This is a genomic window from Vibrio sp. Isolate24 (genome assembly GCF_022398215.1).
GTDB classification, from domain to species: domain Bacteria; phylum Pseudomonadota; class Gammaproteobacteria; order Enterobacterales; family Vibrionaceae; genus Vibrio; species Vibrio coralliilyticus_A.
This window is the reverse complement of sequence record NZ_JAKEUU010000001.1, coordinates 1,064,138-1,087,928: the sequence shown is the minus strand read 5'-3', so window position 1 is coordinate 1,087,928 and position 23,791 is coordinate 1,064,138. Positions and strand designations below refer to the sequence as shown.

Here is a 23,791-nt window from a genome sequence, read left to right as displayed (position 1 = left end):
AGGAAATAGCGGTGACAGATTTATTTATCTACCTGTGCAACCAGAGACCGCCTAATAATAGTAGACGGCCTCAACGGTGCTGCACTCTTTATTTTTACAAGATTACCATAGGGTTATTTGCACTCTGATACCGTATACGAGCGTAATTCTCTCATTGTCTGCTCCTGGTTTAGCAAAGAAGCTGGCTCGCTCTCTCCGAGACTAAAGGCATCGAAAGAACAATCACCGATGTCATTTCTTGGGCAGATGTGGATATTGGAGCGTTCAAGCATTTCCGTATGACAAATTGGACATAGTGGTTTCATACTTTCCTCCTGAGTCGCTTTTTTAAGCGAACTTTCAAAACACTGAAATAGGTTGTAGTATCAGTAAAACAACTTGTGGCTTTATCCTATCGGCGAGACGAAGCCTTCAGGCTTAAGGGCCACCAATGAGCAATTGATGGATTGCAATATATTCTCCGCGGTGTTGCCGATCACAAAACCTGAAATACCGGTTCTTGCCAAAGTACCCATAACTAACACATCGACTTCCAGCTCATCGACATTTTCAGGTATTTTTTCATCTGGCTTGCCATGAATTCGATGTATCACCATATCTCCTGAGATACCAGACTCGTCGATAAGCATCTGCAGAGCTTGCTGGTGGTTTTTTCGTGCGTTCAAAATATCGTTGGTGAGTTGTTCTTCATCGACTTGAATCCATACGTGATTGTCGAGATAGTTCTCCAAGTAATGTTCCCAACAAGAAATGATGTGAAGGCGGCTGTCACAGGTATCTGCAATTGAGCGAGAAAGTTCAAGTAAACGCAACGAGAGATCATGTTGCTCTGCACTCGATGTCATTGGGTCAATAGCGACTGCAACACGGCGCTTTCCTCTAGGCTTATCACTCACTCGTTGTAACCAAACTGGGCATGGACATTTACGTAGCAGCGTCATATCAATGGCTTTGAATCCGTCAGTGCCTTCATTGAGTGGTTCTGCTTCTTTGATCACCAGATCGTGATTGGCTGTAATCGCTTCTTGAATGATACAAACCGCAGGTTGTTCGCTACTTCTAACGGTGAGTGGGAATGGCACTTGCTCGGGTGAAATGTCATTCTTTTCACGGATCTGCTCAATATTCTGTTGTACAGAGCTGCGTAGAGATTGTTGGTAGGTTTGCTGATACTGTTGCATGTCATCTGGGAAGTCAGGGCAGGCAACTAAGCCAGCAACAGGTACCTGATTGTTGGCAGCAATTCGAAGTGCTTGGCCTAGAGCATCACTATGGCCGGGAAATCCTTGTGTAGCAAAAAGTATGTTCTCGAATCGTCTCATGCATACCTCCTTGGTAGTGGTTAAATTAAATCACTTGAGAGACATATTCGCCAACATAGAATTGTAACGGCTTATGAGGGGAATGATATTTGTTCTCAATCAGGAGGTTGCATCCATATTCAAAAGGCTTTAATGCCGTAAATGAGTCATATGCTTGAGAGGATGTAACAAAATGATACGGGTTGGGTGTCGCTGCGTTGTTCGTTTAGAGTTAGCGACCTAAGTGCTACTAAGACCCTCTTAAGTGACAAGTATTGAATGATCTCAAGACGCAGTGGTAATCTCATTAACAGTTGTCTCGCATAGTATGGTGGAAGCTAGTTGTCGCTTTGACCTGAACTGCTACTAACCAAGGCGTATTTATGCAAAGTGCTGAGCAGCGTCAGACGGGGTCCACCCCTGATCAACAAACCGGCTCATCCTCCCAAGGAAAAAGTAAGAATCTCGGCATTCTTCTAGAACTGATTAAATTCATTAGACCATATCAGTGGAAAGTTATCGCCGCGCTGGTGGCGTTGGTTTTGACGGCGTCATTAACACTGTCAGTTGGCCAAGGTGTACGACTTTTGATAGATGAAGGTTTTGCCCAGCAGTCGACGCAAGAGCTCAGTAATGCTATTCAACTCATCCTCTTACTGACGGTGATGATTTCAATTGGGACCTTTTTTCGCTTTTACCTTGTTTCTTCGGTAGGAGAGCGCGTGAGTGCCGATATTAGGTTAGCGGTTTTCAACCATGTGATAACTCTGCACCCTAGCTACTTTGAGACTCATAGTAGTGGTGACATCATGTCGCGGATCACAACGGACACGACTTTGCTGCAAAGTATCATTGGCTCTTCATTTTCGATGGCGATGCGTAGCGCTTTGATGTGCATTGGCGCGTTAATCATGCTGTTTGCAACCAATATCAAATTGACGCTGATCGTTCTAGGATCGGTTCCTTTTATTCTCGTCCCTATTTTGTTTTATGGCCGCCGAGTAAGAGCTTTGTCCCGTCAGAGTCAAGACTCAATGGCTGATGTAGGGAGTTATGCAGGTGAAGCCATTGAGCATATCAAAACGGTTCAGAGCTACAGCCATGAAGCACAAGAAAGAGCTTCATTTGCTATGGAGGTTGAGCGGGCGTTTGAGATTGGTCGGCAAAGGGTTAAGCAACGTGCAATATTGATTTCGGGTGTGATTGTCATCGTGTTTAGCGCAATCGCAGGTATGCTTTGGGTGGGTGGTCGTGATGTTATCCATGGAACTATGTCTGGAGGTGATCTCGGCGCGTTTGTCTTTTATGCCATTATGGTGGCTTCTTCACTCGCAACCATTTCTGAGGTGCTGGGAGAATTGCAGCGCGCGGCAGGAGCCACCGAAAGGTTGGTTGAAATTCTGCACGTCGAAAGCCATATTGTTGCTCCAAACGATAAAGCTGTCTCGGCTCAGCACCTTACCAGCGAAGTGAAGTTTGAGGATGTTACATTCTATTATCCATCGCGACCAGAGCATGCTGCAATTGAGAATTTAGTACTCAAGGCTGAAGAAGGAAAAGTATTGGCCTTGGTTGGGCCATCTGGCGCAGGGAAAACGACACTGTTTGAACTTCTACAGCGCTTCTATGACCCACAATCAGGGCAAGTGACTTTAGGGGGCGTTGATATTCGCCAACTGGACCCTAATCAACTGCGTCAGCAAATGGCGTTGGTGCCTCAACAACCTGCTTTGTTCAGCCATAATGTGTTACACAACATTCGCTACGGCAGCCCTGAAGCGACAGATGAACAAGTAATTGAAGCCGCGAAAAAAGCACACGCACATGATTTCATCATGAAATTACCACAAGGTTACGATAGCTTCCTTGGTGAGCGGGGAGTGCGCTTGTCAGGTGGCCAGCGTCAGCGTATCGCCATCGCACGGGCTATTCTCAAAGATCCTAAAATTTTGCTTTTGGATGAAGCGACCAGCGCACTAGACAGCGAGAGTGAACACCATGTTCAACAGGCGTTGGAAGCGCTTATGCACAACCGCACGACCCTCATCATTGCTCATCGCTTGTCGACGATTCAGCATGCTGATCAGATTGCGGTGTTAGACAGCGGTCAGCTTGTGGATGTGGGCAACCATAATCAGTTACTGCAAAGCTGTGAGCTGTACCAGCGGTTGGTTGAATTGCAGTTTAAGCCTATGGACCGATAACGCTTAGCCATAGGCGATGGCGGAAAACAAACATCTCTACAAACTCAAGGAAAGAATAATAATGAGCAGTCAGTTGAAACAGCTTTGTCATACGATTTTACCCGGCAATAAAGAAGAATCACCCGCCGAGCACTTTGCCAAAATGGCAGCATGGTGTGAGGAGCATAATGTCGCTCACGATATATATGGCGAAGGAGAAACCATTCAGGCGTTTGAGCAGAAAGTGGCGGATTTGCTTGGTTATGAAGCTGGTTTGTTTGTCATCACGGGAACGATGACACAACCAACCGTGTTGGAGTTGGTCACCAAACAGAAACGCAATCCAGTGGTGGCGATGCACCCTTCCAGCCATATCTATGTCCATGAAAGGCAAGGTTATCAACTGCAAAATCGTTTCAGTATTCTTCCGGTTGGTAACCTATATCAGACATGGTCATTAAGTGACCTCCAGGTATGGCCGGATGAAATTGCGGCGGTATTGTATGAATTGCCAATGCGTGAAATTGGTGGCCAACTGCCAAGTTGGGAAAGTTTAGAAGAGATTAAGTCTTACTGCTCAGCGAATGATATCCATCTCCATATGGATGGTGCAAGACTATGGGAAACCGCTGCCTATTATCAGAAGGAATATCATCAAATCGCTAAAGGCTTTGATACCGCTTATGTATCACTTTACAAAGGGATCAACGGTCTGGGTGGCTCTATGCTACTAGGATCCAAGGAATTTGTTGAGCGTGCATCGATTTGGATGAAACGTCAGGGAGGAAATGTTTATCATCGCACACCTTATATTGTGTCAGCGGCAATGCAGTTTGACGATAGGTTGGCAAAACTGCCTACTCTTTTTGAGCGAACTAAACAAGTTTACAAGATTATCCGAGAGTTTCCGGCTCTTACAGTGAGACCCACTGAGCCTCAGTCAAATATGCTACATCTAATTGTTCCTTTTAGTTGTCAAGAAGTGAAAGAGCTACAACATGCTTTTGCCACTAAAGAAGGTATTTGGTTCGGTCACCCACAAGTCACCGCGCATCCAAATCAATCCATCATAGAATGGTATGTTGGTGACAATCTATTGGAGTTCGAAGACAATGCTCTGAGAGATTTCTTCGCTAAGCTGCTGGATGACAAGGCGTGAGTCAATCACATGGGATCTCAATCTGAGAGCCGGTTAACATGCCTAATTGGAAGCTTAATGTATTCTAAGCGGATTCTTTATAGAGGACTCTATCAATGTCAAAAAACTCCAAGCTGCACAATGAAGATAAGCTGGTTAAGAAAGCGCTAGAAATAGGTGCAAAGATGGCTAAGATGCAGGGATTCGAGCTGCCTCAGTCGCCTCAACCAGTGAGAGTCAAAGCGATTTACCTATTTTTGGTTGATGCTAAGCAAATAACGCCGTTACCTGATAGCAAACTTGACGGTGCCAATATCAAGCATAGACTCGCATTGTGGATCCACAGTGCATTGCCTGATAACGATCCTTTAAAATAGAAAAGATCCAGATGTAAAAAGGCGAACCAAATGGGTTAGTGCCGAGCGGGCTCAGTGCCAACCAATGTAACAGTGTATATATTAAGTTTTTGCCGCTTTAAAACTCTCCATAAAAATCCCCACTAACGAGGTTAGTGGGGATTGTCATTATTCCTAAAGTGGAAAGCCTTTTGTTTTAGAACGTAATGATAGGTGTCAATCGTTGGTAAAGGTTTGGCAAGGTAGTGTGTTAGGCACGGTTTATTCTAAAACCTCATTTTTTTGCTCGGAGTATTTCTTATTTTTAAGTTCATCCAATAGTAGCTGTGTGTGAACATAGAGGTAGCTTATCGCCTCTTTTTTCTCTGGCTCTGCGTGAATCAACCGGCACCAGTAGGTTATCTCTTGAAGGCGAGATTCTAGGCTTTCTGTATTCATGATTATTTACCAACAGCAAAAGATACACTTTAGTGTACACATTATGAATGTATGTGTATATTTAATTGTTTTTTTATATGATACTGATATCATTTGTTTTTTGGGGAGGTTGGGCCTCGCTTTATGACCAAAAGGCACATCAATGAAGAACAACAGTGAGCAACTGGACATACTCAGAGACAACATACAGTTTGGCCTAAATAAGAGTAAAGAAACGAAGGCGTCATTAAGTCGCAAAACCGGTGTTACGCGTTCGACTATCTATAAAATACTCGATGGCAAGGTTGAAAGAGTACAGACCTCGACGGTTGAACGAATTGCTAACTTCTTTGGAACAACCTGTCATATCATTCAAAATGAATCCCTAGAAGATCTTCTATCTGAAACACCTGTCGTGTCGGTATGCGGAAACAAGAACCCAATTGCTGTTCCGATTCTAAGTGAAATGGAGTTCATCCAGAAAAGTGAATATTACATCGGCGACTTGGTCACTGATTATCCCCTTACCTACCACTTTTCTGAAGGGAGTAACATCGTAGCGATTAGAGTGGGTCAGGTTTTGTCTAATTATTTTACCAAGGGCAATCTGCTGATTATTGATCGCTCGAATCACAATGAAAAAGAGCTGAGTAAGCTCATTGTTCGCGGTGGTGCATTGCATTCTCTTCCCCCTAACACTTCTCTTTTAGAAGGCGATTTTCTTTTTGGAGTAATACTCGAGGAACGTTTTTGTGTTTAATAAAAAATATAAATTGATTGGCTTTAATGGTGCCCCTGAAATGATGGCTAGCGTGATGATTCGGGGAACTGGAAAGGTCGTGAATATGCCCGCTAAAGATCTTATTTCCAGTGAAGTCGCTGATGATCTAAATCGAAATGAATTAGTTGAAGTATGTAAGAAAGTTTATTCAAAATCGAGCTTTGAAGGAGCATATGAGCTAGAGGACAGACATGAAAGTTATTGGATGAGCTACTCTTTTCTTGTACTGTGTCTGTGTTCTCTTTTTACATTGTCAAACATTACCGGAATTAAACCTGTAGAAATATTCAACACAGGCTTAATTGTACCTGCCGCAATATTTCTTTACCCAATTTCATTTATATTTGTTGATATATTAAACGAATACTTTGGTTTAAAGCTCGCCAGAAAAGCCATCATACAATCGACAGTGGTCAATGCTGGGATACTCGTTCTTCTCTATTTATCCACCACTATTCCTAGCATAGGCCCATGGCAAGCGATGGATGAACAGTATACTTCGCTTGTCACGAGTATGACCTCAGTGTTCTTAGCTTCTTTAAGTTCTTACTTTATTTCTGAGAACATCAATGCTTACGTCCTGAACAAGATAAAGATCGCCACACAATCTCGATGGCTTGCCATTCGAGTCATAGCAAGTACTAGTATCGCATCCGTTGTAGATAGCGCACTATTTATTAGTATTGCATTCTTTAATGTACTACCCAATGACGTTCTTTTCGTTATGTTTCTCAGCCAGGTTACTATTAAGATCTTATATGCACTGTTCAGTGTCGCGCCCATTTATTTCGCAAGGAAATTGTTTTCCCGCTTAATCAACGTCAAGGAATTAAATAATAATGACAACCTATGATAAGAACCTAGGTAAAAAAAGCGAGTATATCTCTCAGTATCAACCTGAGTTACTCGACCCTATCCCAAGACAAAAAGGCAGAGATGAGATTAAAGACCTTAAGGTCGCTACTCATGCTGGGTATGACTTGTGGACGGCTTTTGAAGTTTCGTGGTTGAACAATAAAGGTAAACCGATCGTCGCAATCGCGGAGTTTATTATTCCTCATACGTCCAACAATTTGATTGAATCGAAGTCATTCAAATTGTATTTAAATAGCTTCAATCAAACACGTTTTGAGTCGAAAGATATTGTTATTGAAAAAATGCAGTCCGACTTAACTAATGCTGCTGGTGCTAAAGTGACGGTGTCATTTATGGATGTAGATGAAACACAACAAACCTCAATAAATAAGCAATTTGATTGCATTGATGGTTTGGATATTACTGTTGACTCGTTTGAGTATGATGCGGATGCGCTATGCGGAAGCACAGTGGATGAGTATGTCTCTGAATCTTTATGTTCTCACCTTTTGAAATCGAACTGTTTGGTGACGAATCAGCCAGATTGGGGAAGCGTATACATCCGTTATACGGGAGCTAAAATCAATCATGAGAGTCTTCTGAAATATTTTATCTCATTTCGTGAACATAATGAGTTTCACGAGCAATGCGTTGAGCGAATCTATTCTGATATCAAACGATGCTGTGCCCCTGAAAAGCTGACAGTTTTTGCGAGATATACGCGACGAGGCGGTCTTGATATCAACCCTTATCGTAGCGACTTTGAAAGTGAAATTTGTTCGGGAAGAAACCCGAGACAGTAAATAAACTAGTTAGTTTCAAAATGAGTCCGTATCGATTTTGAGTCTGTCGAAAGTTTCTTTTAAAGGTCGATAAAAATGACTCGATCTGGACTCGTTGCTTTAATTAAGGCAGGTGTATGTTACTACATCTGCCTTAATACTATCTCTATGCGTTGGCTACTCTCCCCATCATTAATGTGTAACGCAATATTGAGGGAGGTTAATAAAAGCTAATGGGAAGATAGAAATCCAGTTCAAATTGCTCATCCTCATGCAGAAAATGGTTTCTGTGATAATGGACATAGGCAGGTGTTGAACCTAGCTTGAAGCCGGAGTCAGGCAGCCACTGTTCATGTACTTTGCTGATTTGAGGTAGCAACTCTCCATAGACGCCGGTCAGGCGAAATACCGCGTGCAGTCCACCGGGAATGATCAACTGATTAACTAAGCCGCGCACTTTGATAGGTTTGTCTATCTCGATACACGCTACGTAGCGACAGTTATCCAGTTCAACCAACGCTGGGTTTGAATGATGTAAACCGTATTGATGTGATGTGTCACGTCCCTCGCTGTTTGCCCATGAATTTAAGACTCGCCAAGCATTTTTTACGGTTCGGCTGTAACCCACATGGCGAACATAGGCAGCGAGGCGATCGGAGGTTTCGATGATTTTAGGCTTGGGAAGAGTTTTCTTTGCGACGCGATGATAGCCTGCGGCGATTTCAGGATCTTTGAGATAGGGCTTATCGATGTTTTGTTGCTCGTGCTTTCGCCATTCTCCTGGTGAGACACTGAAAGTGGATTTAAATGCGCGGCTGAACGAAGAAACAGAGTGAAAGCCACATTTGTTGGCGATGTCCAATACCGAGGAATGCGGACCAAACATTAGTTGATTTGCGGCGTACTCCATTCGTGTTCGGCGAATATACTGATGGATGGATTCTCCGACAACCTGCTTAAAAACGCGGTGAAAGTGTTGCTCAGAATAGGCAGCGATGTCGGCTAATTCCTTGGCATGTAATGATTGACTGATGTCTTTATGAATGTGGTAAAGCACATCATTGATTCGAAAAAGGTGCTGCTTGCTCATCAGGAAAATAGCATAAATGGACATGTTTAACAGCATAAACGGACATCCTATTTTCATCAATGGGTTATACACTTCATTAACGTCTTTTCGACGATAAAAATTCTAAAATTACACTCAGGAACTGTTATGGAAATCGCTCGCTCCCTGCAACAAATCTCGTCGTCTTATATTCGTGAAATTCTCGCTGCTGCATCAGATAAAAATGTCATCTCGCTAGCGGGTGGTTTGCCAGATGAAAGTACATTTCCAATTGAACTAATGAAGCCGACACTAGAAAGCCTTTCATCAATGCCGGAAGTTTTCCAATACGGAGCAACCGCAGGTTACGCACCACTTTTAGAGTTCCTAACAGAGTATTTTGAGTTGCCAGAGACGCACTCAGTAATGGCGTGTACAGGATCGCAGCAAGGGCTAGATTTGATCGCTCGTGCTTATGTCAACCCGGGCGACAAAGTGGTCATGGAAGCACCTAGCTACCTTGGTGCGATGCAGGTGTTTGGTTTGGTTCAGGCGGATATTGTCACCGTACCTCAGACGGAAGCGGGTCCTGATTTACATGCACTTGAGAAGAGCTTCGCTGAACAGTCACCTAAGATGTTCTACGCTGTACCAGATTTCCATAACCCAACTGGTGTTTGCTGGACCTTAGAAACTCGTCAGAAGGTTGGTGCATTGTGTGAGCAATACAATGTTGTTCTGATTGAAGATGCACCGTACCGTGAACTTAGATTCTCAGGTCAAGCGATTCCATTGGTCTCTGATTTCTGTCCACAACACTCTATTGTGCTGCGCTCTTTCTCAAAGATCGCGTCTCCGGGTCTGCGAGTTGGTGTCGTAAGTGGTAAGAGTGAATATCTTGATCCACTCATCAAGATCAAGCAAGGTGCTGACTTACACTCAAGTGTCCCTATGCAAGCGCTACTGCTAGGTCTACTGGAACACCAAGGCTTTGAACAGCACATTGGTACGGTTAGAGAACTGTATCAATCCCGCTATGAGAAGCTATTTGCTGAGCTGCAAAAGCAGCTACCAGCTGGCTGCGAAGTGAAGCCTGTTGAAGGTGGCATGTTCATTTGGGTGACGCTGCCATCCTGCGATACATTTGCACTAGCAAAAGCGTTGCTAGGGAATGGCGTTGCGGTTGTGCCAAGCCCGGTATTCTATCCAAATGCAGATGAAGCCAAGCCTGCATTAAGACTGAACTACACTAATGCCACGCCAGAGGAGCTAACGGTAGCAGTAGAGCGTCTTGCAAAAGGATTGAAAGCGTCCATCAGCGAGCCTGAATTGGAAAACGTATAACGAGTAAAGATGTGACGTTCTAAGCGCGCCTTAAACGTCACTTCATCCTGAGAGTTCAATCAAAAGACTAATAAGTGTGTCCAAATCCTGTTTGGCACGCCCTTCAAGTGGGTAACCCATATTGATTCTGACACAGTCAGAGTAGATATCGAGAGTGGTAAAGAGATGCCCAAGGCGAATATCAATTTGCTGAGTTTCGATTTCACTCTGTAACTGTTTACTGTCCAAACCCGGAGCTTGGATCCAAAGTACCATACCGCCTTGTGGGTTGCTGATCTTTATGTGATTAGGCAATTGAGTGATCAGGTAATCGAGATAGTCTTTTCTTAGCGAAAGTAGCTTTTGCTTTCTGCGTCTGAGCTGCTTAGCGTACTGGCCGGAGTCAATAAAGTCAGCGACAGCAAGCTGAATTGGTGTCGAGACCCCATAGCTACTGGCGCCAGACCTGCCTTGATAAATGGACATATAGCGTCCGGGTAAGCACCAACCTAGCCGGTAGCTGGGCGAGAGGCTTTTGGAAACAGATCCACACCAGAGAATATAGCCATTTTGGTCGTAGTATTTGGCTGGCAGAGGGGTATGGCTTGAGTAGGAGAGCTCAAGGTAAACGTCGTCTTCAATCACGGGAACTTGGTACTGATTCGCTAGCAGAGCCAGTGTTTGCTTTTGCTGGGCTGACATACTGATTCCTTGAGGGTTCATATGAGAAGTACAGAAAATCCCTGCTTTAACAGTCCCTTGCCTAAAATGCCCTTCTAATTGCTCTAAGTCTATTCCGTCGTCTAAAGAAGGAATTTCGACGATTTTTCGCGACATTTGGCCAAGTAATTCGATGATGCCGTTAAAGCATGGTGAGCTGATCGCGATGGCATCACCTTGCTCGGTACAGGACTCTATTGCCGCTTTTATCGCTGACATACAACCCGCGGTGATGACAAGATCACAGGCAGAAAAGTGCACGCCGACTTTAGAAAAGTGAGTCGATAATGCCTGACGCAGCAGAGGCTCTCCCTGAACATCAGGATAGTGGTTGAGTCGGTCGCCCATTCGACGCAAGGCTCGGCGAAAACTGCGTTCGAGCTCTGTTACGGCTTGTTCATCATTAGCGGTACTGGAAACACCTAATGGGCCTCGCAGTTCTGAATGTACAGAATTAAAGTGGCGGACTGTTGAAATTGTGCTGACAAACTGCGTGAGTTCAGGTGTCTGGTGGGAGTGCTGGCGAGGTGCGACGAAGTAACCCGCTTGAGGGCGTGACTGAATCCAGCCTTGTGATTCCAGCTCCTGATAGCAACTAACGGCGGTCGACATACTGACAGAGTGCTGCTGTGAGAGTTGCCGTAAAGAGGGCATTTTGTCCCCTTCACACAGCTTAGCGTGTTGAATATCTTCAATGAATTGATTGGCTAACTGCTTATAAATGCTCATCATCATAACAACTGTACTGGTTTTTATTTGAAAAATTGTATCTGTATCCCTTTTTGCTCGCAAGCGATACTCATATTCACAGAATGAATGGAGGGATAACAATGAAGAAAAACGACCTAATACTTGCGGTATTCGTCATGGCTATTTGGGGATTCAACTTCTCGATGATCAAAATGGGGATTACCAATGTTCACCCACTGATTGCGACAGCCGCCCGTTTCGCGCTTGCGGTGATCCCGGCGATCTTTTTCATCGCCAGACCAAACGTGGCTTGGCGCTATCTGGTCAGTTATGGGTTAGTGTTTGGCGTCGGGATCTGGGGCATGGCGTCTTGGTCGATTACTGCGGGTTTGTCTTCCGGAATGTCTTCGGTTTTGCTGTCGAGCAACGTATTGATCGGCATGGCGGTCGGACTTTTTGTCTTTAAAGAAAAGTCGTCACCTCGAAAATTGATGGGGGCTTTGCTTGCTATGGTCGCGCTACTGGTGCTGGTGTCTGCGACCAACGGTAATATTACTGCTTCAGGCCTTATGCTGATTATGATTGCGGCAATCAGTTGGACCTTAATGGGAGTCATCGTTAAAGCTTCCAAAACCAAACAGGCTTTTGCATTTAATGTATGGGGAATGTTGTTTGCGCCTGTACCGCTAGTGCTGTTTGCGACGGTATTGCACGGTGAACAAATCCTTTGGCAAGCTTATGAAAACTGGGATATGAACACGACAATTGCAGTGGTTTTTCAGGCTTACCCAACCACCTTGTTTGGTTACTGGGTCTGGAATCGAACGCTGATTAAGTACCCGTTAAGCACCGCAGCACCTTTGACTTTGCTTGTTCCAGTATTCGCTTTAGTCAGTGGCTATTTCATGTATGACGAAGTGCTCTCTATGCCGCAAGTCATCGCGAGTGCGTTGTTTCTGATAGGCATCGGTTTGATTGTAAAACCTGCCTCGGAAAAACACAGAGCGGCAAACGCTAAGTTAGCAGGTCAAAGTTGATGAATGGATTTATGCATTGAGCGAAGATTAAGATGGGTGAGCAGAGTTTTGCTCGCCCATTATTTTTGTTAGCGAGAATATTGGTAAGGCACGTTACGTCGTTTGACGGGTGTTGATTTCACAATGGAGGTATTGGTTTCAGCCAGAGAGGATACTTTGTCTAGGATTTCATCCAATTGCTCCATTGTGCCGAAACGCATCCGAGCATAGAAACAATCTTCACCAGTGACTTTGTCGCATTCAATAAACTCTGGCGTTTCTATGATCATGGCTTCCAGCTGTTTTATCTTTCCTGGTAGTTGACGCATACGTACGATGGCTTCAAGTGGGAATCCTAAATTTTCTGGTGCGAGTTGAACCCGATATCCTGAAATAACGCCGAACTCTTCCATACGTTTGAGTCGCTCGTTAACGCTCGGAGACGACATTTTCACTTCTCGGGCTAGTTCTGCGACTGGCATTCGCGCGTTATCGTTAAGTAAGTCGAGTAGTTGGCTATCGATGGCGTCCAGCGTCCAATCTTCGTTTTTAAGGTTCTTACGCATATTTGTCTTCCTTTTTTAAGTCTCATTGAAAAATGAGCTTCATTTCGCCATGCCTTTGTCGGGGATTACTTCTTAATCTATGTGTATTACTTAGTAGATTCAAGGGGATGAATTATGTATAGGAATGATACAGAAGCAGGCACCATCAAAATGATTACCGCTATGGTGTTATCGGGAACCATAGGATTGTTTGTGATTGAGTCAGGTCAGTCGTTTTGGAATGTCGTATTTTTCCGCTGTTTGATCGCAGGCCTGTTTCTGGTTGGTTACGTTAAATGGCAGTATGGTTCGTTTACTGCAGGCCTGAATAGAAAAGTACTTGGGTTGATTGTGGCGGGTGGTATTACTTTGGTGGGTAACTGGGTTTTGCTCTTTGCCTCTTTTGATTATATCCCTTTCTCTATTGCGACGATTGCTTACCACATGCAACCAATTATGTTAGTTGTTGCTGGTTCATTGATGGCAAGGCAATTGCCATCAATGAACCTCATTGTGTGGCTATCAGTAGCAGTGATTGGGTTGGTGTTAGTGACTGATCTGGAGCTAACGCAGCTAAGTACTTTGCTGCAAGGTGAAGATGTTGGCAGCCAGCAAATATTGTTTGGGCTGTTATTGGCGCTGGGTGCTGCACTGTTGTACACAGTGACGACATTATTGACCAAAGAAGTCAGCCAAGTATCGCCAAGCGTGATTGCACTTGTTCAGGTCAGTGTGGGTGTTGTCTTACTGTTACCTATGGTGGATTGGTCGGCGCTGCCGAAGGTTCCAGTTCAGTGGGGAGCGTTACTCACACTTGGTTTAGTAAATACCGGATTTATGTACGTCATTATGTATGATGCCTTTCAAAAACTCACCACTCATCTCATCGCCATTTTATCTTTCGTGTACCCCGTGACCGCTTTAGTGGTGGATTACTTTGCCTTTGGTAATGTGGTGAATCTATCGCAAGGTTTGGGAGTCATTGGGATATTGTTGGCTGTATGTGCCGTAAAATTTGATTGGCGGATTGGAGCATTGATGCCAACCGTAAAAAGTCAGCAAAAAACCTAAGTAACTCTTTTCCATTTAATTTGTGTGGTTATTGGTTGCTTTAACCACATTGCAATTGCATATTGCAATGTGGTTGCAATATGCGTTTTGTTTTTTTGATTTAATGGCTTTTATTACCCGCTTTTCTCTCAAATCGATCATTAAAGTACGATTTTGTCTCTGGCACATAATTTGTAAACATTCTGTTAAATCCTGTTGCATATCAGCTATCAGAGTCATGTTCAAGAAAGTGTCTGACAGGGTTATTGCATAGAGAATGTGCTCAACAGCCAATTTTGAGCCCTCTATGCGCTAGCAAAAGAGCAAGATGGCTTCAGAGCCAAGTGATTAAATAAACAGTATGGTTTTTGAAGTAAGAGAGTTAGGAACCATAAGTGGAAATGTTGGAATTTGTGCCTGTCAGTGGAACGATTCAACGGCTTAAGCAAAAGCAATTAGAACGGACTCTGTCAAAGCATATAGGGCAATGTAGAGAATAGTTCATCATTCTGCGAGCTATAAACACCTGCCAACCCAACATTCGCCATATTAGCTCTCACGACATACATTCGCTTGTTACAACGCGGAAGTCAGTGATGTGAATTAAAGTGTTTTGTTAGAAAGGATTGAGGGGATAGGTATGCTATCTAAATTAACCATTGCCCAAAAGGTGTATTTACTTGGGTTTTCCCAATTGCTTGCCATGATGATTATGGGCGGTTTTGCCCTTTATCAAATGAACAAGATTGGTAACGAGCTGGTTGATATCGCAGAAGAAGATATCCCGTTAACTAAAATGTTGACGGTGGTGACAGAGCATCAGTTGGAACAAGCGATTCTGTTCGAAAGAGCACTCATTAAAGCGATCCGCGTTGAGCAAGGAATGGCCCAGATGAGCGTATTCGAAGAAGCCAAGAAAAAGGTTCATGACCTGACGGTCAAAACCGAAAAAGAACTCTATGAAGTTGAACAGTTCATCGAGAAAGCCATACCACTGTTGCACTCAGTTGAGGCGCAAGAAAAATTCGAGAAGCTTCTTGGCAAGCTGAAAGTTGTCGAGAAGTCTTACAGCACGCTTGTTGGTGAAGTTGACAAAACAATGGACTACGGCAGCAATGGTCAAATCGAACAGATGCTTGAGTTCTCTAAGAAAGTGGAAGCACATGAAGATGAAATTGATAAATCGTTGATTTCGATTCTTGATGAGGTGCACAACTTTACTCTCGCCAGTGCACTGCAAGCTGAAGAGGATGAGAAGTATGCGATCAAGTGGATGACGATCATTGCTTCAGTGTCGATAGCTTTAGGTGTTCTTCTGCCTTTCTTGGTCACACGTGCTATTCGTACGCCAATCTTAAATTTAATTGATAGATTAAAGCAGGTTGCTGAAGGCGATGGAGATTTGACTATTCGACTCGACGATTCTTCTCGAGATGAAACCGGAACAGTAGCGAATGCGTTCAATCATTTTTTAGGTGTGTTGATAGGAACAATTTCGCAAATCAATGGACAGGCGCGAGAGCTTGGTGGATCTTCACAAGTTGCCGTTACCGCTATGCAGCGTACGTTGCAGAACGTTGAAAAGCAGCGTTGCGATATTGAGCAGGTGGCGACAGCGATTAACCAAATGAACGCGACGACACAGGAAGTGGCGAACAGTACGGCCAACGCGTCTTCGGTGACTGATGAAGTTCGAAAACGCGTCATGGATGGTCAGAAAGAAGCGCTAGCCACTCAAGAAGTTATCCAGGAGCTTGCGAATGAGGTCACCACATCATCTGGTGTGATTGAAAACCTTGTTTCCGAGACCAACAATATCGGGCAAGTACTGGAATCTATTCAAGGTATCGCTGAACAAACTAACTTGCTTGCTTTGAATGCTGCCATCGAAGCGGCTCGCGCAGGTGAAACAGGGCGTGGCTTTGCGGTGGTTGCGGACGAGGTTCGCTCACTCGCTCAGCGCACTCAAGAAGCAACGGTGGATATTCAGCAGCTAGTCGATACGTTGCAGTCTGAAGCAAGAAATGCTGTTTCGAGTATGAAAAAGGGGACAGATACCGCAAAACTTTGTTTAGAGAAGAGTTCAGAATCTGCCAATACTTTTTCAATTGCTGCAGAATCAGTCAATCAGATCGCAGGGCTTAACTTACAAATTGCTGCTGCGGCTGAGGAGCAATCGACGGTTACTCAAGACTTAGATAATAACTTGACCAGCATTAAAACTCTTGCAGAAGAAACCGCGGAAGAAACGAAGAGTACAGCCATGGCAAATGAAGCAATCGCCAAGCATGTCAATGACTTACACACTAATCTCAGCAAGTTTAAAGTTTAGGAGCCTCCTCCTAAATAGCATCAAGGCTAGTGTATTACTCTAGCCTTGGTTGTATTGATTCTTATACTTGTGCAGTAAGTCTATCGAAATGTGGCAATAATCGTCTGGGTAGAGGGTCAGGCGATCCTGATGCTCATCATCGCTTTTGACATAGTTGGTCAGCGGAAGTATCTCTACCACAATACGTTCGCGATCTGAGCGAGACTCAATAAAGCCCTGAGCCTGAGTTAAATGCTTATGGTTTATGCTATATACGCCAGTGCGGTATTTTTTACCGATATCTTCGCCTTGCTTGTTAAGGCTGTATGGATCGATAATTTCAAAGAAGAAATCCATCAATTCCAGAACTGATACTTTTTCAGGGTCAAACTGAGTGCGGACGCATTCTGCATAGCCATCATATTCCCCTTTGGTATCCTGACTAGTGCCATTGGCTCTCCCGGCTTCAGTGAGTAATACTCCTGGCAGGTGCTTCATAAACTCCTGTACACCCCATAAGCAGCCACCAGCAAAATAGATTTCTTCCATTACGTTATCTCTTGAGATTCACTGCCGTGTATTAGAGCAAAACTGCTCCAAATGCTCTACGCCTTTTTACTTTTTAAAACGGTCATCTGAACAGTGATTTAAAGCTTTAAACTTTTTTCTTGATATGCGCCTTCGAAGTTCAAAGTAGAAGGCTCTTAAATCGCCATTTTGATGCCTTAAATTGGCGATTTTAGGGTGTTTTAAGTGCTTGATGTTTAAGGTTTTATTTTTATGGAAAAACAAAGGCTTAGAGTGCTAGTCTTGCGCCAACTAAGGAGAACACATGTCTATAAAAGATCAGACGTATCATCAGCAGGACTTCTCTCATCAGGATTTACAACAGCAGGTGTATGAGGGTTGTCAGTTCATTAAATGCAGCTTTGACCGTGCGGATTTACGTGATGCAAAGTTTATCAACTGTAAATTCATTGAAGCGCAAGCGTTGGAAGGGTGCAGCTTCCAATATGCCAACCTCAAGGATGCCAGTTTTGAAAACTGTATGTTAGCCATGAGCCAGTTTGTTGGTGCAGATTGTTTTGGTATCGAATTGAGAAAGTGCGATTTAAAAGGTGCGAACTTTCAGCGTGCGAATTTTGTGAACCGTATTAGCCATTCAGCTTACTTTTGTTCGGCGTACATAACAGGGTGTAACCTGAGTTACACCGACTTCGAGCGCGCATTACTAGAAAAGTGCGAGTTGTTTGAAAATCGTTGGAGTGGTGCCAACCTGTTCGGAGCCAGTATGCTGGGTGCGGATTTGTCGCGTGGTGAATTCAGCAAAGAGCAGTGGGGCACATTTAACTTGGAAAGCGCAGACTTAACTCATGTTGATTTGGAAGGTTTAGACATGCGTAGGGTCTCACTTAGTGGTGTGAAGATCTGTGATTGGCAGCAAGAGCAGTTACTGTCGAAGTTTGGTTTGATTGTCATTGCTTAAACCTATGCCTCACCAAGGCAGTTCTTCACCGCTATAAGAAAGAAAGCTGCCGCTGATATCTGATGTTGCTTCGGAAATGATCTTGACGAGATCTGCGGCCACTCTATCAGGTTCAAACAGTTTTCCCTCTGGTACATTGGCTTGAAAAGGTTTTGATAATTCGGTGTCCGTTGTGCCTGGATGTAGTGAAAGAACACATGCTTTGGGCATAGTTCTTCCCCATTCAATACTGAGGGTTTTAAGTAGCATATTGAGTGCCGCTTTAGATGAGCGATAGCTATACCAGCCTCCCAGTTGATTATCTTTAATGCTGCCGACTTTAGCTGAGATAGTTGCGAGCTTTGGCTGGCTGCTATGCTTGAAGGCGCTTTGAAAGTGTTTGGCGATCAACATAGTCGGCATCGCATTATTCATGATGTTTTTCAGGTAAAAATCGGGATCAAATGATTTGAGGTTCTTTTCGGGCCCGTGGTGCTTATCATGCAACAATCCAACCGCGTTAATAATCCAATCTAATGACTTTATTTCATTAGCTAGCAATTGTACTTTCGCTTCGTTTGTTACGTCCAGTTGATGCCAAATGATTGCTTCATGTGAGCTCGGTGGTCGAGTATTTCTATAGGTTGCGTGCACTTCTATCGAAGGGATTGTTTGCGCTAAATGCTGACAAATTGCGTGGCCTATGCCACCGTTTCCACCAAAAATCAGTACTTTCATCGGATACCCTAAAATTAAGCAGTGTGGTAGAGGGGAACATACATAACTATAAGTTATGTATGTTCTACGGCTTAGCAGCGAAGAAAGATTTTTTGCTGGCTCACCTTGGTTAAGTACGCTTCTTTCTGATGGTTATGATGATTTTCTTGTGGATTTTTGTGATTTTGTTCTCGTAAATAATAAAGAGTTACAAGACTTTCTATAAAAATTAGCGTTCTCTGCCAAAGATTATAAATCTATAAGCTAACTTTATATGAGCTAGGTTTCTTAATTTAGAGCGTGTTTGTCATGCCACTTGTTAAATGGAATTTAATGGCTTTAGGCCTTGGCTCTGTATTGATTGGTGTAGTAGCGTTTGGCGTTACACAATACGAATGGCAGGGAGAGTCTAGTAACCACGAAATAAGAGTTGGTGTCTCTCTGACCCCACTAGCTTCGCCTTTTTTAATTGCTGAGCATCTCGGCCTTTTTGAAGACTATGATCTTAATGTCACTCTCTATCCCTGTACCAGTGGCCCTGCTTGTACTCAACTGATGCTAAATCGTGATGTAGAGTACGCGACGGCTTCCGAATCTGTAGTCATGTTCCAGAGTTTCGATCGCAACGATTTGGCCCTGCTGGTCAGCTTTGTTGAATCCGACAACGATTTGAAACTGCTGACGCTGGATCCTTCTGGAATCAACGATGTCAGCGCTTTACAGGGTAAAAGGGTGGGCGTGATAAAAGGTAGCGCCAGTGAGTTTTATTTCGACTCCGTTTTAATAGCCAATAATCTCAAAAGTCTTGATGTCGAAAAGGTTTACCTGCAGCCTCATGAGCTGGTTCCCGCTTTATTGTCTTACCGTGTGGAGGCCATTTCAGCATGGGAGCCTATGGGGTATAAAGCGGACATTCTGTCCGCAGCTGAAGTGGTGAATTTAGGAACACCAGGGATTTATCAGCAGTCTTTTAATTTGCTTTCGACAACGGCATATCTCGAGTTTGCTGGCAAAGAACCTACGTATTTATTACAAGCTATTGATGATGCTGTAGAGTGGATTAATGCCAATCCTAGTCAGGCTTTAAGCATCATTACTAAGCGCCTAAATATTCCAGAAAATCAGGTTAAATGGTCTTGGGAGGACTATGTTTTCCGCTTATCTCTGGGCAATTCCTTACTTTCCAACCTGCAATTACAAGCGAGATGGGCAGTAGAGAGTGGACTCGTAGAGAGTGCACAACCTGATTTTAGAAACCTATTTTTTACTCAACCCTATCAGCAGATTATTGCTTTGCGAGAGTAAGCCATGTTGGATTCATTGTTTAAGAAACTGTTTTTTCTATCGACTACCACACTGATGCTGACTTTGTTCATCATTATCTCTTTTGCAAAAATAGCGGAAGAACAACGAGAGACAAAAGCCGAGCTGGATCAGATCATTGATTTGCAGTTGTGTGTTGATTTGCTAAGAAGTCAGTTGTGGGTTTTTCTTCAATTTGGTGATGAGCCTAGCCTTAATCAAGTCGAGTTAGCTCAGGCGGAATTAGCAACGAAATTAACCGCCTATAAACAAAATAATAGTCTGCTGGGTAATATTCAACGTATGAACCGCAGCTTGAACGCGCTGCTTAATAAAGAGAAACAAGTCTACTTTTTATCAATTAATGGCTTGGATGACCAGGGCTCTGGGAACATTAATGCTCGGGGGTTGCTTCACTCTCGCTACAATATGATTGTTCAGAATATGACGGAAGAGCTCGCCTATGTTCATCAGTCGGTACTTAATCGTAATGCAGACAGCCTTCACCAAGTGATGATCTATGCCGCGGCTTGGTTGGTCATCTGCTCAATCTTAGTCAGTGCAACGGCTTGGTTAATTTCTTTTCGCTTCAAATCAGGTGCAGAAGCCATGAAAAACGCGATTGTTGATTTGGCTGAAGGGAAATTAGATTCGAAAGTAGAAGCAGTGAAAATGGACACCGAGTTTCGAATCATGGCGCAGTTTTTTAACCAGATGACGTTGTCATTGTGTGAAACTACGGTGACTAAGCAAGAGTTGGAAGAGGAGGTGATGCGCCAAACGCAGCAGCTTAAGCATAAGCAGGAACAACTGATCTTTTTATCTGAACATGACCCACTGACTAACCTAGTTAATCGCCGAGCTTTTGATAAAGCACTAGAAAATGCCATCGTGAAAGCGAATCGAACTCAATGCAAGCTGGCGATTTTCTTCATTGATTTGGATGACTTTAAATCTGTGAATGATACCTTTGGGCATGAAGCTGGAGATGCCATTCTTATTGAAGTTGCCAGTCGTATTACTGCCGCCATTCGAGAGTCTGATTTTGCAGGGCGCTTTGGTGGCGATGAATTTGTTATCTGTCTTGACCTATTACATGATTTTGAAATTGTTGCGAAAAAGGCAGAGCAATTACTGGATGCGATCAACGCACCGATTGAGTTTAATGGCCGAACGCTTAAGGTTGGGGCGAGTATAGGTGTCAGTTACTTCCCTGATCAAACCAAGAACAAAGAGGTGTTGTTAAGTATGGCAGATGAAGCCATGTACAGAGCAAAGCGGATGGCAGGTTCGGTTTGTTTTGATGGTAAAACAACCGTTTGTAAAAAAGGTTCTCAATCAGTCAGGTTAACATCAATCAATGATTAATCTGGTTATCAACATCGTTTGAAATTGCTAAATAGTGTTAGGGCATATCTTAAGGAATTGTAAACCTTCTTAAACACTCAGCTATTAACAGATTTAACGCATTATCTCGACATTATTGTCAATTATCGACATCTTATCCGCGTTTGGCTCATGCATAATTTGTGAGCTGTATTAGGATAGGAAGCCAAAATGGATAAAGAACATAGTTTGCGTGAGAACTTACTTGCGCTGATTTTAGGGAGTGCTCTGGTTTCACTTGGAGTGATTTTCTTCAATAAGGTCGGTTTGTTAACTGGTGGTACCGCAGGGCTATCGATATTTCTGACCAAGGTAAGTGATTTCAGCTTTGGTCAGGTGTTTTTTGTACTTAACTTACCGTTCTATGCCTTATCGATTACCCGTATGGGCTGGCGGTTTACCGTGAATACTTTTGTCGCTGTCAGCATTGTTTCCCTTGCTGCCGATCATCTCCATCATGTCATAGAGATTGCTCGTATCGAGCCTGTATACGCTGCACTGCTAGGAGGAGGCTTAATAGGTATGGGGATGTTGGTTATCTTCCGTCATAAGATGAGTCTAGGAGGGTTTAACATTCTCGCGTTATTTCTTCAGGAGCGTTTTGGTATTCGAGCGGGTAAAGTCCAAATGGCGCTCGATTGCTCGATCGTTGTTTTATCTCTGTTCATCGTTGATATTTCCTTGATTCTTCTCTCTGTTGTCGGTGCGATAACGACAAACTTGATTCTGGCAATGAATCACAAGCCTGGACGCTACCAGCCTCAGCCGATAGCCCCTTAATTTGGAAGATTGAATCAGGGTTTACGGCTTAGCATTATGTTAAGTCGTAACCGGCGACTTCGATTTCAGGCACAAAACATTTCCTTGTGTTGCCGTAGGAAATAGACTTCCCCTATCAAATAAACAGATCTTGCTCTTCCCGTGGCCGTGCTGAATACATCAACTTGATGTAGCTGTCAGGAACCTAGAGGTAAATTTCGTCAACATGTAGACATATTTACCTTATTTATGTTTTCTTGTGTGGCTTCTTTTTATTTAACTTATTGTATTTTAAATACTTTGTTGTTGGCATTGTCTTTGCTGAAAACTTTTCGCTAAGTCGGTTCTTTAGTGAAATGAATGAACAATAAAAAGCATAAATGATATGGATATTTATTATCTATATGATGTCGAAGCTAGTGCTGACTCGTATAAAAATATGTCTGACGATAATCAGGTAAGAACAATAGGCTGTCATTCTAATAAGGATTATTTATGCAAATTAAGCCGTTACGTTGGTTGCTTCCCTTTATTCTTCTAGGAGGGGCTTATGCTGGCTATGCTGCGATTACTGCGAGTGCTTCTGATGGATCGGGAACTAAGCCGGAAAAGAAACCTCTCATGGTCACAGTATCAACAGTACGCTCAAGTGACCACAAAGTACTTATCACAAGCTATGGCGAATTGGTTCCTGCTGAAGTGACTCAACTTTCAGCTCAGGTTTCAGGAGAAGTGGTCAGCTGGCACCCCAATTTTGTTGTTGGTGGAGTGGTAAAAAGAGGGGAAACACTCTTCTCTATTGAGCGCGATAATTACCAAGCAGCAGTGCTTCAAGCAGAAGCGAATCTAGCAAGTGCTCAAGCGGCGTTAATCGAAGAAAAAGCCAAAGCCGAAGTGGCTAAACGGCAGGCAAAAAACCTACCAGCCAAACAGGTGACAGAACTCTATTTACGTAAACCTCAGGTTTTAAGCGCGCAAGCTCAGGTGAAATCAGCGCAAGCTGCACTCAAGCGAGTTAACCGTGATCTTGAACATTGCAATGTTGTTGCTCCGTATGATGCGTTAGTGGTATCCCGAGATATTGGTGTCGGTCAGTATATTCCCGCAGGTGCGCATGTCGCAACGCTGAACAATGTCGAGGCCGCGGAGATACATATTCCGATTGCAGGATTCGATAGTGCGTTCCTACCTAAGAACTATGCTGGCATAGCCGCCAATGTTATACAAAGAGGCATTGTGGATACCCAACGAGAGGGAGTTATTGCGCGTGATCTTGGTGTTGTCGACAGTGCGACGCGAATGATCAATATGGTTGTGCGTGTTGATGACCCATACGCGATTGAATCGAATGTGTCACCGCTCAAGTTTGGTTCCTACGTTGAAGTTCAGTTTGTTGGTAAAGAGCTTAAGCATATTTACCGTTTGCCTCAAGAACTGGTCAATAATCGGCAGGTGTGGGTGGTGAATGAAAATAATGAGCTTGAGCCTCGTCTTGTCAATGTGCTAAGAGCAGAGCAAGAATTTATGTTAATCAATGAGGGCCTGACGGACGAAGATAAGATCGTACTTACCGTCCCTGAATACCCACAGCAAGGGATGCGAGTTGAAGTCGCAGCCACCCAAACAGATTTAAACCTGTAGGAATG

At 43.7% G+C, this 23,791-nt stretch carries 23 protein-coding genes; 15 read left to right on the top strand and 8 right to left on the bottom strand.

Annotation, left to right across the window (positions count from 1 at the left end; all coding sequences use genetic code 11):
- Positions 1 to 113: 113 nt before the first annotated feature.
- Together L1D23_RS04765 and L1D23_RS04760 are read right to left on the bottom strand one after the other, a co-directional pair.
- Positions 114 to 305 carry a hypothetical protein gene (locus L1D23_RS04765; RefSeq protein WP_239864533.1) on the bottom strand — a complete coding sequence of 64 codons (192 nt, stop codon included), beginning with the start codon at positions 303 to 305 and terminating at the stop codon, positions 114 to 116.
- A gap of 81 nt (positions 306 to 386) precedes the next feature.
- Entirely contained in the window at positions 387 to 1,322 is a 936-nt protein-coding gene (locus L1D23_RS04760) for a universal stress protein (protein WP_239864532.1), read from the bottom strand.
- Between the two features lie 362 nt (positions 1,323 to 1,684).
- On the opposite strand from L1D23_RS04760, the gene L1D23_RS04755 reads away from it, so the two are divergent.
- From L1D23_RS04755 to L1D23_RS04745, 3 genes are all read left to right on the top strand, one after another.
- Complete coding sequence (locus tag L1D23_RS04755; protein ID WP_239864531.1) at positions 1,685 to 3,505, top strand: ABC transporter ATP-binding protein/permease; 1,821 nt, start codon at positions 1,685 to 1,687, stop codon at positions 3,503 to 3,505.
- Between the two features lie 61 nt (positions 3,506 to 3,566).
- The gene (locus L1D23_RS04750) at positions 3,567 to 4,643 is read left to right on the top strand and encodes a beta-eliminating lyase-related protein (RefSeq protein WP_239864530.1); all 1,077 of its coding nucleotides are present in this window, start codon (positions 3,567 to 3,569) and stop codon (positions 4,641 to 4,643) included.
- Between the two features lie 95 nt (positions 4,644 to 4,738).
- Positions 4,739 to 4,999 carry a DUF5062 family protein gene (locus L1D23_RS04745; protein WP_239864528.1) on the top strand — a complete coding sequence of 87 codons (261 nt, stop codon included), beginning with the start codon at positions 4,739 to 4,741 and terminating at the stop codon, positions 4,997 to 4,999.
- Positions 5,000 to 5,239: 240 nt separating this feature from the next.
- Here L1D23_RS04745 and L1D23_RS04740 read toward each other — a convergent pair whose 3' ends face one another.
- Positions 5,240 to 5,416, bottom strand: coding sequence for a hypothetical protein (locus L1D23_RS04740; RefSeq protein WP_239864527.1), 177 nt, complete (start codon positions 5,414 to 5,416; stop codon positions 5,240 to 5,242).
- A 142-nt stretch (positions 5,417 to 5,558) separates the two neighbouring features.
- Between L1D23_RS04740 and L1D23_RS04735 the strand changes: the two genes are divergently transcribed.
- Genes L1D23_RS04735 through queF form a run of 3 tightly spaced genes read left to right on the top strand, consistent with a single transcriptional unit; the run spans position 5,559 to position 7,834 of the window.
- Positions 5,559 to 6,155, top strand: a complete 597-nt coding sequence (locus L1D23_RS04735; RefSeq protein ID WP_006961414.1) for a helix-turn-helix domain-containing protein — start codon at positions 5,559 to 5,561, stop codon at positions 6,153 to 6,155.
- Positions 6,148 to 7,029: a queuosine precursor transporter gene (locus L1D23_RS04730; RefSeq protein WP_006961413.1), complete on the top strand. Its 882-nt coding sequence runs from the start codon at positions 6,148 to 6,150 to the stop codon at positions 7,027 to 7,029. Before L1D23_RS04735 ends, L1D23_RS04730 begins: the two co-directional genes overlap by 8 nt.
- Positions 7,016 to 7,834: an NADPH-dependent 7-cyano-7-deazaguanine reductase QueF gene (queF, locus tag L1D23_RS04725; RefSeq protein ID WP_239864526.1), complete on the top strand. Its 819-nt coding sequence runs from the start codon at positions 7,016 to 7,018 to the stop codon at positions 7,832 to 7,834. The genes L1D23_RS04730 and queF overlap by 14 nt, the downstream gene beginning before the upstream one ends.
- 199 nt (positions 7,835 to 8,033) lie before the next feature.
- On the opposite strand, the gene L1D23_RS04720 is transcribed toward queF, so the two are convergent.
- Complete coding sequence (locus tag L1D23_RS04720) at positions 8,034 to 8,903, bottom strand: GyrI-like domain-containing protein (protein WP_239865392.1); 870 nt, start codon at positions 8,901 to 8,903, stop codon at positions 8,034 to 8,036.
- A gap of 126 nt (positions 8,904 to 9,029) precedes the next feature.
- On the opposite strand from L1D23_RS04720, the gene L1D23_RS04715 reads away from it, so the two are divergent.
- The gene (locus L1D23_RS04715) at positions 9,030 to 10,205 is read left to right on the top strand and encodes a PLP-dependent aminotransferase family protein (protein WP_239864525.1); all 1,176 of its coding nucleotides are present in this window, start codon (positions 9,030 to 9,032) and stop codon (positions 10,203 to 10,205) included.
- Positions 10,206 to 10,247: 42 nt separating this feature from the next.
- On the opposite strand, the gene L1D23_RS04710 is transcribed toward L1D23_RS04715, so the two are convergent.
- Positions 10,248 to 11,633 (bottom strand): PLP-dependent aminotransferase family protein, encoded by a 1,386-nt coding sequence (locus L1D23_RS04710; protein ID WP_239865390.1) that lies wholly within the window; start codon positions 11,631 to 11,633, stop codon positions 10,248 to 10,250.
- Positions 11,634 to 11,734: 101 nt separating this feature from the next.
- Between L1D23_RS04710 and L1D23_RS04705 the strand changes: the two genes are divergently transcribed.
- Complete coding sequence (locus L1D23_RS04705; RefSeq protein ID WP_239864524.1) at positions 11,735 to 12,631, top strand: EamA family transporter; 897 nt, start codon at positions 11,735 to 11,737, stop codon at positions 12,629 to 12,631.
- A gap of 68 nt (positions 12,632 to 12,699) precedes the next feature.
- Here L1D23_RS04705 and L1D23_RS04700 read toward each other — a convergent pair whose 3' ends face one another.
- The gene (locus tag L1D23_RS04700) at positions 12,700 to 13,176 is read right to left on the bottom strand and encodes an Lrp/AsnC family transcriptional regulator (RefSeq protein WP_239864523.1); all 477 of its coding nucleotides are present in this window, start codon (positions 13,174 to 13,176) and stop codon (positions 12,700 to 12,702) included.
- Positions 13,177 to 13,290: 114 nt separating this feature from the next.
- On the opposite strand from L1D23_RS04700, the gene L1D23_RS04695 reads away from it, so the two are divergent.
- Entirely contained in the window at positions 13,291 to 14,226 is a 936-nt protein-coding gene (locus tag L1D23_RS04695) for a DMT family transporter (RefSeq protein WP_239864522.1), read from the top strand.
- Positions 14,227 to 14,845: 619 nt separating this feature from the next.
- Entirely contained in the window at positions 14,846 to 16,537 is a 1,692-nt protein-coding gene (locus L1D23_RS04690) for a methyl-accepting chemotaxis protein (protein WP_239864521.1), read from the top strand.
- A gap of 39 nt (positions 16,538 to 16,576) precedes the next feature.
- Here the strand turns inward: L1D23_RS04690 and L1D23_RS04685 are convergent, their stop codons facing one another.
- Positions 16,577 to 17,065: a peptide-methionine (S)-S-oxide reductase gene (locus tag L1D23_RS04685; RefSeq protein ID WP_239864519.1), complete on the bottom strand. Its 489-nt coding sequence runs from the start codon at positions 17,063 to 17,065 to the stop codon at positions 16,577 to 16,579.
- A gap of 283 nt (positions 17,066 to 17,348) precedes the next feature.
- On the opposite strand from L1D23_RS04685, the gene L1D23_RS04680 reads away from it, so the two are divergent.
- Positions 17,349 to 18,002: a Qnr family pentapeptide repeat protein gene (locus L1D23_RS04680; protein ID WP_239864517.1), complete on the top strand. Its 654-nt coding sequence runs from the start codon at positions 17,349 to 17,351 to the stop codon at positions 18,000 to 18,002.
- A gap of 9 nt (positions 18,003 to 18,011) precedes the next feature.
- Here L1D23_RS04680 and L1D23_RS04675 read toward each other — a convergent pair whose 3' ends face one another.
- Positions 18,012 to 18,719, bottom strand: coding sequence for an SDR family oxidoreductase (locus L1D23_RS04675; RefSeq protein WP_239864516.1), 708 nt, complete (start codon positions 18,717 to 18,719; stop codon positions 18,012 to 18,014).
- 312 nt (positions 18,720 to 19,031) lie between these two features.
- Here L1D23_RS04675 and L1D23_RS04670 point away from each other — a divergent pair, with 312 nt between their 5' ends.
- The 4 genes from L1D23_RS04670 (at position 19,032) to L1D23_RS04655 (ending at position 23,786) form a co-directional block, all read left to right on the top strand.
- The gene (locus L1D23_RS04670) at positions 19,032 to 20,003 is read left to right on the top strand and encodes an ABC transporter substrate-binding protein (protein ID WP_239865388.1); all 972 of its coding nucleotides are present in this window, start codon (positions 19,032 to 19,034) and stop codon (positions 20,001 to 20,003) included.
- Positions 20,004 to 20,006: 3 nt separating this feature from the next.
- Positions 20,007 to 21,368: a diguanylate cyclase gene (locus tag L1D23_RS04665; RefSeq protein WP_239864515.1), complete on the top strand. Its 1,362-nt coding sequence runs from the start codon at positions 20,007 to 20,009 to the stop codon at positions 21,366 to 21,368.
- A 189-nt stretch (positions 21,369 to 21,557) separates the two neighbouring features.
- The gene (locus tag L1D23_RS04660; protein WP_239864514.1) at positions 21,558 to 22,166 is read left to right on the top strand and encodes a YitT family protein; all 609 of its coding nucleotides are present in this window, start codon (positions 21,558 to 21,560) and stop codon (positions 22,164 to 22,166) included.
- A gap of 474 nt (positions 22,167 to 22,640) precedes the next feature.
- Positions 22,641 to 23,786 carry an efflux RND transporter periplasmic adaptor subunit gene (locus tag L1D23_RS04655; RefSeq protein ID WP_239864513.1) on the top strand — a complete coding sequence of 382 codons (1,146 nt, stop codon included), beginning with the start codon at positions 22,641 to 22,643 and terminating at the stop codon, positions 23,784 to 23,786.
- Positions 23,787 to 23,791 lie beyond the last annotated feature (5 nt).